This window comes from Phocaeicola sp. GP0067 (assembly GCF_031119655.1).
Taxonomy (GTDB): domain Bacteria; phylum Bacteroidota; class Bacteroidia; order Bacteroidales; family Bacteroidaceae; genus Phocaeicola; species Phocaeicola vulgatus.
Genome location: NZ_JAVHZY010000003.1, coordinates 197,991 through 211,155, shown reverse-complemented (window position 1 = coordinate 211,155; position 13,165 = coordinate 197,991). Strand labels below are relative to the sequence as shown.

Here is a 13,165-nt window from a genome sequence, read left to right as displayed (position 1 = left end):
TTATCAGAAACTAATATTAGCACCAAATGAATAAACTGCCTGTTGCGGATACATTCTTCCGTTATTCACCGATTCCGGGTCAATATAAGAAGGCAGGCCGGAGAGGACAAACAAATTTTCTCCAGAGAAATAAACACGACAATTACTCATTCCCACTTTATGAACCCATTGTTTGGGCAATGTATAAGACAATTGCAAGTTCTTCATACGAAGATAAGCACCGTTCATCAAAAATCTAGTGTTGGTCTGAAAATTCTTGTTTCCTTCAGTTGTTTCATAAGGGCGTGGAAAGAATGCATTTTTGTTTTCCCCCATCAATTCCAACAAACGTGAGTTACAGGTTTCATCCCTATAGAAGTCCTTATGCCATTTATTATCATAAATTGAAACAGCAGAAGAACCACTATCACTACCACCTGTCCCGAAGAAGAAGAAAGATCCGCTCATAAATACATCACGCTTAGCCACACCTTGGAAGAACATACTCAAATCCAATCGACCAGCTTTTTCAAATTCATATCCCAAAGCCAAATTAATACCATATCTAAAACGAGGAGTAGAGTTACCAATGATTCTGCGATCCCCTGGCTCATCAGCTGTTGAGTTACCCGGAGTAATTTTGCCATCGCCATCTAAATCCTTGTATTTGATATCACCAGGATACCAATTGGCATGAATTTTGCTTTGGTCAATTAACAGTTTGCCATTAGCATCAAAGTCATCTTTCGTCAACAACCCATCTACTTCATACCCCCAAATATCACCGAATTTCTTTCCTGCATACCATTTGTTGGAATCTAATGATTTAGAAGTTGCATTATATTTTGTTACTTCTGTGGTAGCATCTGCTAGGTTCAAACCTATGCTATAATCCAATCTCGAAGTAATCTTATCTCTCCAACTAAGCTGTGCTTCAAAGCCTTTAGTTACCAATTCTGCATTATTTACAGACGGAGCATTAGCACCCAATACAGCAGGCAACGGAGTAGGAGGACCGATAATGTCCCAAGAACAACGATTAAAGTAACCTAATTCCATAGACAGTTGGTTGTTCAAGAATCTAGCTTCCAAGCCTAAATCAAATGTCGTGATCTTCTCCCAAGTACGCACCTTATTCAACAAACCTGGAGTTTTTACATAAGTAGGACGTTTACCATTAATAATCCATGGACCTTGAGCTGCTGTTTCCATGGTAGGAATATGCAAATATCCTGCGGAATTACCTTGATTACCCAGTGTCCCATATGAAACTTTCACACGAGCATAGTTCACTACATCTCTCAGTTTTTCCCAAAACGGTTCATTACTCATATTCCATGCGCCGAATACTGAGGGAAAGAAGCCCCATCTGTTTCCTCTGGAATAGCGTCCGGATCCATCGTAACGACCATTCACTTCCACAAAATAGCGTTCTGCCCAATTATAGTTAAAACGTCCGAAGAAACCTGCGGTAGCCCAATCATTTATAGAATCATCAAATGTACGGTTACCTTGGGCAATGTGCGCAGACTCCATATCATAGACGAAAAGTTCTTTGGCTGTACCAGACAGTTTTCTGTAGGTATTCTCTTCTGCCTGCGCACCCAACTGGATACGGAATGAATGACGCTTAAGCTGCAGTTGGTAAGCCGTATATCCCTGTATAGTCCAATATTGGTTGGAAGCAGTAGCTTTATCTATAGAAGATTCTGTACCATTTATCAAATATTCATCCCCCGAAGGAAATGTTCCATATACCGGCATACGCAAAGTTTGGTAGTCACTGAAGTTCATACGCCACGTTCCGTCCACGTGTGCAGTCCATCCTTCAGCCAGTTTAAAATCGAAAGCCAAAATATTATCGAGACGATGCCCCATGTTCTTTTTCATACCACCATTCATACTAGTCGCAATAATTCCTGCATAACTTCCATCAGGATATTGAAGTGGAGAGGTAGGCCAAGCACCAAACGCATAATCAAACATTCGCTGGCGTCCACCGGCATATTCACTGACTGGTTCTTTCGTTACAGCAAACGAATAGCGATTACGGTAAGTCACTTTCAACCAATTAGCAACATCCGATTCAATAGCTGCGTTGATATTAAAACGACTATAATTGTCCATATCTTCCACAAAATTCAAAATACCCGGCTGATATACATAACCTATGGATACTGAATAGGAAGACTTTTCACTACCTCCTTTTAATGAGAGATCATGTTGATGGCGGAAAGAAGATTTTAACATTATATTCATCCAATCAGTATTGACCAACGACTTTCCCCACATATTACCAGAATCAGACACCAAGTCAGCCAAAGAGTACTTACCTGGATTCAGAATATTATCTCTGATAATATCCAAATCTTCATCAGTAAACGGGGCCTGCGAGCGTGCATTTATATAGGATTGGTTTCTTATCACTCCGAATGTGTATGAGTCGAGTGTTTTGGGCATATTGATTGGATTGACAATACCATAGTTGCCTGAATAGGTTACTACAGCCTTTTCATTCCGTCCTCCCATCTTAGTGGTAACAAGCAACACACCGTAAGGTGCGCGAGCACCGTAAACAGCCGAAGCAGCAGCATCCTTCAAAATGGAAATACTTTCAATTTCATTAGGATTCAACGCATTAAAAGCCCCCATATCCGAAGGAATACCATCAATAACAACTAAGGGAGGAGTAGTTTCACTCAAAGCAGCTTGACCACGAATTTGAAGAGTAGGTGCAGATCCCGGAGCATTACCACCTGCCGGAGTGCTGAATGTAATACTGCTAGCCTTACCTTGCAACATAGAACTTGCACTGGTGACCGGACGGTTCTCCATTTCTTTGGAGCTAACTACATCTACAGAACCTGTCAAATTTGATTTCTTCTGAGTGCCATAAGCTACGACAACGACTTCATCCAGCACTTCCGTATCTTCTTTCAATACAACTTTTGTAATAGTACCTGCTTTTGTTTTTACTATGGCTTTGCTATAACCGATATAAGAGACCTCGAGAATAACCTCCTTGCCGGAAACTTTCAATTCAAAGTTTCCATCCATATCAGTGACAGTACCATTTATTGTTCCTTTTTCCAATACGGAAGCTCCAATGATTTCCTCTCCATTTTCATCCACTACTTTTCCGGTTACTTTAAAAGTAGTCTGCTGCGCTGTCTGTACATTGTCAGCATTAATAGTCAGGACAATCTTTTTATCCAAAACAGAATATTTCACATTTGTACCTTTAAATACCTTCTCCAGCACCTTAAAGATATCACTATTACGAGAAGTTACTGATACACGACGGTTTAAATCAATAAGCGTATTATCAAAGAAAAAATCAAAATCCGATTGCTTTTCAATTTTTTTCAAAATTTCCCCTACAGTCTTATTCTGTACCTCCACATTGACTATGGCCGTCTGCGCATACGATTCGGATGCATGAGCCAGTCCTAGGGAACAAGCAAAGAAAAGAGTAAATAGTTTCATAGTTCTTGGGATTTTTTTCGAGGAAAGCCATAGACGATTTGGTATCCTCGAAAATTGGATACTACAATTATTTTTCATACTTTTGTAATGACTTAAGTTTTAAAATTAGTTGATTGAGCTTGTCGCCAAACAAGCTTTAATTTGAAAACCGATTTTCCATACGGGAAGATACGCCAATATTTTCCCGTATGTTTTTTGTTACTTTAAGGTGATAGTTCTTTCATATTATATTCCAATTTAAGGTTATTTAATTAATAAATCTCTATATGGGTCTTTTTTTGTGACGCATCCTTACCGTCTACATATCTCCAGTGTATATTGGAAGATAATTTAAAATATTCCAGAATACGCTCCAAACGCTGACTGGTAAAAGTCCCGGTAAAAGCAGCCTTATGTGCAGGATTTTTCTGAATGAACACCACATTATATCGCTTTTCTAAAATCCGTAAAGCATCCTTCAAAGAAGTATTATCGAAAATAATCTTGCCGTCCTTCCATGAAGTTTCCGTTTCACCGGAAGTCTCAAATAAACTTGCTGTTCCTTTTTTGGAATCATACACAACTTTCTGACCGGGAGCTAACACAACCTGTTTTTCCCGGACACCTTCTTGGAAACTGAAGTTGACTTTACCTTCAATTAAAGTGGTAGATACCTCAGGAGACTCTTCGTAAGCCTCTACATTAAAACTGGTTCCTAACACCTCTACCTGCGAACAGTGAACTGTAGACACAATAAAATGTTTTTCCGCATCTTTAGTTACTTCAAAATACCCTTCGCCCTTCAACTCAACTTTTCTCTCCTTGCTATTCTTAAAAGAAGAAGGATATCGCAAAGAGGATTCTGAATTCAAAAAAACCACCGTACTATCGGGTAATACTACCGAAGTGGTCATTCCCGGGTTTGTCCTAGCTTCCAACATTTGTACATCCACATCCTTTCCACCATAATGTTCTACCAAAAAAGTAGCAAGCAGTGGGAGAAATAACACGGCGGCAACACGCTGTGCCCACTCCCACCAAGCCACCTTCCTTCTTTCAGTCTTTTTACCTTTTACCTTAACTAAAGCCTTTTCTGTATTTACCTTATTAATTACATGAATAGTATCAGCCGCTAAATAAAGCATTTCCATCTGCTTCACTATCCGGCGATTTTCTTCAGACTCCTTCATCCAATCTTTTACCAGCCGCTGCTCTTCTACCGTTGCAGTACCCTCACAATAACGGGGAAGTAGCAATTCTATATTCTTTTCATTATACTCCATACATATGTTTTTAAGTCCTTCTACTTATATGGCAAGCGGGAAAAATACATTCCTAAACAAACATGCATTTATTTTCAAAAATATATTTTCATAGAGAAACTTTTTCAGGATTTCCATGAGTTATATATCGTACAACTACTTCAGGAGCCTCTCCTACTTCCGGTTCACAAGAAAAAGATACCGGAGAGGAAGTTTCGGAAAGATAAAGTGCCCCTTCTACATCGACCACCTCTATGACATTATAATTTTTATCAGTTACAGTAGCATTTCCGTCAAAATCATATAACAGATATTGTCCACCCTCCAACTTACACGGAAATCTAACAGTACCAGCCGAAGTAGTAAACGACAGGTTGGAAACAGTTCCTTCTCCTTCCAGCTTTACTTGAATTTTACATGGGCCGGAATATTTATTTTCCCATATCCAGTCAGCTCCTCCTGGCTGCCCCGGCTGAAGTTCTGCTAAATTACAATAATAACGTTTGGACACAAACAGAGGATAAAGCTGATAATTCTTCTCATCCACCTTTTGCAAATGCCATTCGGACTGCGGATCTTTCAAACGCTGTTTTTGTTCTTCCGTGAAAGCTTGAGCCTCACGCAGTATATCCCAATGTTTGATAGCCTGTAACAATCGGTCTATTTGCCCATGCCGATTTAAGGTAGTGGTATTAATGGTCATTGCATAACCGGCATCAAAACCTGCCGCCTCGGACAAAGCCCACTCCACATCCTCCAAAGTGGAACATTCAAATTTCCGATCGGCCAATCGAATAAGAAACCATCCAAGCATACGTGGAAAAAGATTCCTTTGAAAAAAATCTTGGTTCTTAATTCTATTAGCCACTTGCCCCGTACGCATAGCTTCTCCCCAGGGCTCACCCCAATTCATTCTTGTATGAATATGCCACAAATTATGATTCAGACGACTGGCGTCATTTATTACATTATGATCAAACTGAGTATAACAACGGGTCACAAAGCGGGAGGTAGCGTATTCGTCATGCCCGGTATAGGAACATCCTTCCAATCCGTCAAAAGAAATCTGACTTAAGCCGGTCTTATTCATCAAATCGGCAATCCGGTCTGCCAATGTATCTTGTAAAGCCAAATCCGGGAAGAATACCTTATAGGCATGATCAGATAATTTATATAAAGGAGTTTTTGAAGAATGACCGGACGCTTTTGTCTTGAAAGCTCCCCTTTTGCAATCCTTCAATAAAAAGAAGTCCGTTTCTTTTTCCACTTTGTTATATATAATAAGTTCATCGTCTATCTGAAGAGTATTCAATGACAGAGGGATTTCAAACAAATCGTTTTTCTGAATACGGATGTCTGTTTGGCTTTCAGTAATATCATCTGTTAAAGTCAGCACTCCCTGCTTCTGCAAATGTCTGGAAGGAACCGGTGTCACATACGAATCATTAGTCGTTATAAAATTACTGAGAGTATGCACCCCCATATTTATACCTTTTGCCTTGGCTTTATCCACCATACACTTTACACCTTCATCACCATTCCGGGTAAAAGAAGAATTCCAATTAAAGTGTCCCCAGTCACTAAAAGGGCCGCTATGATAAATATACTTGAAGCCTGCTATCTCAGCCTTATCCAGTACCATATCCAAATTGTTTTCCGAAAAATCCGAAATCAGATAAGACTTCATTGCTGCTCTGGAGGTTTTCCCCCACTCGCCATCAAATAACGGATGAGGAAGATGCTGCTCCAGTTCAATTTCACCAATACGAGCCAAAGCATCTTTCTGCTTACAACCAAACATAGCTATCTTTGAACCTTTTATAGCTCCGTCCTCACCTTCTACAGACAACGCCAATGACTTTTTTAATTGCAAAACAGAACGGTACTCATCTCTATCACGTTTACGTGCGGAAAACTGAAAAACAGTGCCATCTCCTGTATCAGTAGCCGCCAACCGATAACTGGCTATATTAGCGACAGATAACTGTGATTCCTTCCCCACATATCTATAATGACGGGTAACTAATGCTCCATACTCTTCGGGAATACCAGCATTTGTTTTAATATTGAGTGCCTGGATTCCAAAAGCGACACCTTTACCTTGCGCAACTCCAATCACATCTCCTACTACTTCATGAATATTTACACCTAACGGACCATAAATCAAAATGTCATATCGCTGGGGAATATCTTTCACTTCTAATGTAACACAAACGTCACTTTGCCGATATTGTAAAACGACTTCTCCCCCATCCGACATACGAAGCTGAAGTATAGAGTCATTAGACTCCATTTTTACAGGGACAAGCAATTGGTTATCCATACCAATAGTCAATAAAGGATACTTTCCTGCTCCCAGAATTTCTTTCTTCTCCACTTGTACAGAAGAAAAACATCCCTCTTGATCAATTTGAATTTCTGTTGATTTCGTCCTGAGACAAACACCTTGTGCTAAAGCAGGTAGCACAAGCAGCATAAGCGAACAAAAGAAATAAAATCGTTTCATTCCATTATAAATTAAAGGTTTCTAATTTCTCAATTCATACAAACAGGCAACAGCCATCTATTTATATGGCAAGCGAAAAAAACATATTCCTAAACAAAAATATATTTATTTTCAAAAGTTTTTTTCCTTCATTTTTAATTATAACCTTTGCTGAAGAAAAAATTGTTTCAAAAGATAATCATATAATTCCCACAGTATGAAAAACTACAAAAAACTATTAGGATGCTGCCTCATCAGCACAACATTTTGCTTTAATGTTTATTCCCAACAAGTGGAAGGATTCGTACACCAACAATCAGAAGAGGCCGGCTATGTATGGCCTGATGACCGCCTGGTTCTAGACAAACTGGAAAAATGGCAAGATCAGAAATTCGGTGTTCTCTTTCATTGGGGCCTCTACTCTGTACCCGGAATTGTTGAATCATGGTCTATCTGTTCCGAAGATGTGGATTGGATCTCACGCAAAAACGGAATGCCATACGATGAATATAAAAAATGGTATTTCGGACTAAAAGATCAATTAAATCCAGTTCACTTCAATCCAGAACAATGGGCGGATGTAATGCAGGATGCTGGAATCAAATACATGATTTTCACCACTAAACATCATGACGGTTTCTGTACCTTTGACTCTAAATATACAGATTTCTCCATTGCACATGGAGCCTTTAAAAACAATCCACGCAAAAACGTGGCTTATCATGTATTTGATGCATTCCGAAAAAAAGGCTTCATGATAGGATGCTATTTTTCTAAGCCCGACTGGCATTGCGAATGGTTCTGGAATCCTTATTTTGCCACTCCTCAACGAGGAATCAATTACAAAAAAGAACGTCATCCCGACTGGTGGCAGAATTATCAGACCTATACCGAAAACCAATTGGACGAACTGATGTCCGAGTACGGAAGTTTTGATATTTTGTGGTTAGACGGAGGATGGATTACAGGTGAAGATATTCACTTGGACAGAATATTGTCAAAAGCACGCAAGAAACACCCGGGACTCATTTCGGTAGACCGCAGCATACGTGGTAAAAACGAAAACTACCAGACACCGGAACGTGGTATTCCCGAAACGCAGCTTAACTATCCTTGGGAAAGTTGTATCACACTAAGCAATGATTGGGGCTGGACACCTAATGCTCCTTTTAAATCATCACAAAAAATTATTAATATTTTAATAGAAATCACTGCCAAAGGAGGTTGTTTATTATTAGGAGTAGGTCCGACACCAGATGGTATCATTGAAGACGAAGTAACAAAACGTTTACATGAAATAGGCCAATGGTTGAAAATAAACGGAAAAGCCATTTATGCCACCCGTACAACTCCTATATATAACAATGGGAATATATGGTTCACCGCAGACAAAGATGGAAAAACTTTATATGCCATTTACGCTTTACCAGAAGGAGAGGAACTTCCAGAAACAATAGAATGGACCGGCAATATCCCTAACGGCAAGATGACTCTACTACAAGGCAATAAAAATATAAAATATACCAAAGACAAAGAAAAGACAAAGGTGTTCTTACCCCGTAACCTCAAAAACGAACCGATAGTATTACGCTTCAAAGTGAAAAAATAATTAAATATATTTCCTATGTGCCCTTTGGTCATACATAACACCCAAAGGGCACACTACAAATGACTTTAATCAAGACTCCCTCTAAAAAAGTATTCCATAGAATGGAATTACCGAAATACAATCTGTTTTTTTAGTTTTAAAAGATTATATTTGCACGCAAATCAACCTTTAAATAATGGAAACAAAGTATAACTATGAAGACCAATCCCTATTATTAGCTATCAAAGATGGTAACGAAAAGGCATTTGATATACTTTTTAGGAAATACTACCCCATGTTATGTGCATACGGAAACAAATTCGTAGAATTAGAAGATGCAGAAGAATGTGTGCAAGATGCCATGCTGTGGCTTTGGAAAAACAAAGAGATGGTTGTTATCCAATCTTCATTAAGCAGCTATTTATTCTCTATTGTATATCATCGTGCTATAAACCGCATCAAGCAAGAGGAAGTGAAAAGCCGGGCCGAAAACTATTTCTATGAAGAGATGCAATCCTTGATAGACGAACCCAATTTTTATCTTATAGAAGAGTTGACCACACGCATCCAAGAAGCGGTGACAGCACTTCCTGAATCTTATAAAGAAGCATTTGTGATGCACCGTTTTAAGAATATGAGTTATAAAGAAATAGCCGGAATACTGGGAGTATCACCCAAAACCATTGACTATCGCATTCAACAGGCACTAAAACAATTACGTATTGAATTAAAAGATTATTTGCCCTTACTATTGCCTCTGCTGGTGAAAAACGTCTGAACATATACACATTTATTCTCTCCCACCCAAAAATTCTAGTAATAATTTCTAAAACAGAATTAGGAGTCCCATACAATTCGAGACTCCTAATAAAGTTATACTAAAGACATACTAATAAAAGCTATTTCATCATTCTACCGACGGCACCTCCAGAATACTACCATAACGATGATATTCAAATGAAATACTTTGCTCCTTGATGTAATGAACCAATTCCACACGTCCGTCTTTCACCGGTTTAGCTGTAGCAATATACTTATCAATACGTGCAGCTTCCTCGTACATTTCCATCGGAATATCAGCCCCACAAGTGCGGATACGTTCATAATTCTTCATTGATTTCAGGAATCCGGCCAACGCTTCTTCTTTTAAAGGACATCCCAAAGAAGCCAATGCAGCGGTACGGTCATCACTAGGTTCAAAACTAATACTCAATGGAGTATGACAAATTCTGGCAGCCAAAGCAATCATCTTTGCATCTTCATTGTTATCTCCCGGGAAAAGACGCAAAACCATATTCTTTAAAGGCAGATAGCGGAATGCATTTTGCTCGCCATACAGATTATTGACATCACGAGCATGCGCAAATTCCTGCTCGTATGCCTTCACATAACTTTGTGTATAGTCGGTGGTACTGCCTGGCTTATCTGCAATATTTACAAAACAAGCACAATAGTTAGGACCACCCGCCTTCACACCTCCACCAAAAGCCGACAATTTCATTCCACCGAACGGCTGACGATTTACAATGGCCCCCGTTATACCACGATTGATGTAAAGGTTACCTGCCATAATTGAATCTTTCCACAATTTCTGTTCGCCTTCATCCAGACTCTGTAAGCCCGAAGTCAAACCATATTCCAAACTGTTTACCAAATCAATGCCTTGCTGCAAATTCTCAATGCAAACCACGCTCAGCATCGGACCGAACAATTCCGTTCTGAATGAATAGTTGCCGGGACGTACCCCCCACTTCACTGTAGGAGCCAATACATATTTATGCTTATCAAGAAAACGAGGTGGAACCAGCCAAGACTCCCCTTTTTCCAGTTCCAGAGCTTTCAATAATTTATCATTCTTATTGGTAATCATCGGACCTACCACATTCCCAGGATTCCATACACTACCCACCTTCATACTAGTTGCGGCATCTTTCAACTTATCTTGAAAGTTCTTATCCTCATAGACCGAGCGTTCTACCAGCAATAAAGAACATGCGGAACATTTTTGACCGGCATTGCCAAAAGCAGAAGCCACAATATTCATAATAGCATGGTCACGGTCACCGGAAGCTGTCAAGATAATTGCATTCTTACCACCGGTTTCTGCCGACAATGGAGTAGCCGGATTACTGCGTGCAATATTTTGGGCAGTGTCTGTCCCTCCTGTCAGAATAATATGTTTGACAGCCGGAGCCGTAGTCAATACCTTTAATGCCTCACGGTCTGTAATGACAACCTGCAAAGCCTCTTTAGGCACACCTGCATCCCAAAATGCCTTGGCAAACAACCATGCCACAGGAGCGGCAACAGTAGCCGGTTTCAGAATCACAGTATTTCCTCCTGCCAGTCCTGCCACAATACCACCAATAGGTATGGCACACGGAAAGTTCCACGGAGAAATAACCAAAATAGTCCCTTTAGGAGCAATATCCACATCCGGCAATTCTGCAAACTGCTTCATGCTAGTGGTATAAAAACGAGCATAATCGATCCCCTCCGATACCTCCACATCGCCTTCCACCACTGTCTTCCCTGTCACAGCACACATACAACCTATCAAATCACCACGCATCTCACCCAGTCTGTTGGCAGCTTCATACATTATTTTATGCCGTTCCTGCAATGTGGTCTTTCTCCATCCGGCAGGATCTTTTTCGGCTATTTCCAAAATTTTCATCACCTGTCCGGCATCAGCTTGTGACATTTCACATACACAAACTTCATCATCCTGACAACGGTCCATATATTTATGACGCTTCTCACAAACCACCCTTTCAGCTCCTATCTGCAAAGGAATGATTTCAGGTGAATCCGCCGGTGACTTCTTCCACCTCGCAAAAATATTCCGAACCCACTCCTGGTTCTGAGCCAAATCAAAATCAGTATCAGGTTCATTCTTCATTACATCAGCTGGTGGAACGGGAGTATAACGATGCAAGCGGTTTTGTGTACGGGTAGGAATATGCGTAATAACATCTTTCATCTTATAAGCTTCCCCAAACTGGTTCTGCAAGAAGCGCCAAGTATCCGTACCCGGCTTCAAATTGAACGAATGGGTCAGAAAGTTGTCCGGAGCCGTATTTTCATCCATACGACGGACCAAGTAAGATACTGCATTCAGGAAATGCTCATCTTTTACCACCGGTGCATATAAAATCACATGATTTCCCAATTGGGATTGGGCACGCCATACATGATCAGCCATACCTTCCAACATCTCAAAAGTCATGTACTCCGCGCTTCCCAGCTTCCGACTCAACAGATAGGCGTATGCAATAGTGAACAAATTATGAGAAGCGACCCCCACATGCAAGGCTTTTGCATTCTCCGGTAACAAAGCCCGTTCCAGAATATGCAAATAATTGGCATCGACTTCTGTTTTCGATGTCCTCACAGGATTAGGCCAGCCACGAAGAGAAGAGATAACCGTTTCCATTTCCAGATTACAACCTTTTACCAACCGCATTTTCAATGGCGCACCGCCATCAGCCATACGCGCTTTGGCAAAGTCCAACAATTCAGTCTGAAATTCATACGCATCGGGCAGATAAGCCTGTACAACAATACCTGCCGAATAGTTTTTAAATTCCGGTCTGCTCAACACTTCTTTAAACAAGCGCAATGTAAAGTGAGCATCTTTATACTCCTCCATATCCAAATTGACAAACTTGGAACGTTTTACACCATTCTCATCTACGTAAGGAAAATCAATCGCTTTCTGATATAGCGCACACATACGTTTCACCAGTTCCGGAAAACTTTCTTCATAATTCAGCGCATGGGTCTGTGCGTAGATACCCGATATTTTCACGGAGATATAATTGATATCGGGAGCCTCCAAAGCTTCTAAATAATGGAAATAACGATGGTCTGCTTCTCCGTTTCCTAATACGACCTCACCCAGCAAATTTACATTCTGACCAATCTTTTGCTTAAAACGGGCAGCCAAATGGGCTGTTAATTTAGGACGCGCCTCATCCAGAATCACTTTAGAAGTATCCATACGAAGGCGCTTCTTTATGATTGGTATGGCAATAAAATCAAAATGGTGGCCAAAAGCCTGGTACATTTTAAAAAGGAAAGCATCACGCTTATTCAAGAACTCAGGTACACCATAACGGTCTATCAGCTTCTTGATACGTTCTGCCAATTTCTTACGATCACGAATTTGAGAAGATTCGTCCAGCATCTTCACCAGGAACTTTTTGTCCTGTGGCCGTTGTACCATAACGGCATATTTATGCTGTTCTTTACGTTCCTCACTAGTGATGGTTTGTTCACACGTGTTATAAAGCTTCAGTACCCATTCTTGTACTTCAGCGATAGTCGGTCTGTTGTCCATAGTAAACTCATGTTAATGTGTAAGAATTAAGGATAAAAAAATCA

The 13,165-nt window shown here is 40.2% G+C and carries 6 protein-coding genes; 2 read left to right on the top strand and 4 right to left on the bottom strand.

Translation table 11 applies throughout. The annotated features are described in order from the left end of the window. Nucleotides 1-3: 3 nt before the first annotated feature. The 3 genes from RE317_RS04190 to RE317_RS04180 form a co-directional block, all read right to left on the bottom strand. Nucleotides 4-3,465 (bottom strand): TonB-dependent receptor, encoded by a 3,462-nt coding sequence (locus RE317_RS04190; RefSeq protein WP_008669513.1) that lies wholly within the window; start codon nt 3,463-3,465, stop codon nt 4-6. Between the two features lie 251 nt (nt 3,466-3,716). Further along, nucleotides 3,717-4,727, bottom strand: coding sequence for a FecR family protein (locus tag RE317_RS04185; RefSeq protein ID WP_008669511.1), 1,011 nt, complete (start codon nt 4,725-4,727; stop codon nt 3,717-3,719). An 88-nt stretch (nt 4,728-4,815) separates the two neighbouring features. Continuing rightward, complete coding sequence (locus RE317_RS04180; RefSeq protein WP_008669509.1) at nt 4,816-7,212, bottom strand: hypothetical protein; 2,397 nt, start codon at nt 7,210-7,212, stop codon at nt 4,816-4,818. 196 nt (nt 7,213-7,408) lie between these two features. On the opposite strand from RE317_RS04180, the gene RE317_RS04175 reads away from it, so the two are divergent. After that, on the top strand, nt 7,409-8,800 hold the full coding sequence (locus tag RE317_RS04175) for an alpha-L-fucosidase (protein ID WP_008669507.1): 1,392 nt from the start codon (nt 7,409-7,411) through the stop codon (nt 8,798-8,800). A gap of 175 nt (nt 8,801-8,975) precedes the next feature. Continuing rightward, a complete protein-coding gene (locus RE317_RS04170) occupies nt 8,976-9,557 on the top strand; it encodes an RNA polymerase sigma-70 factor (RefSeq protein WP_008669505.1) in 582 nt (193 codons plus the stop codon). Nucleotides 9,558-9,686: 129 nt separating this feature from the next. Here the strand turns inward: RE317_RS04170 and RE317_RS04165 are convergent, their stop codons facing one another. Beyond that, complete coding sequence (locus tag RE317_RS04165) at nt 9,687-13,121, bottom strand: bifunctional proline dehydrogenase/L-glutamate gamma-semialdehyde dehydrogenase (RefSeq protein WP_008669503.1); 3,435 nt, start codon at nt 13,119-13,121, stop codon at nt 9,687-9,689. Nucleotides 13,122-13,165 lie beyond the last annotated feature (44 nt).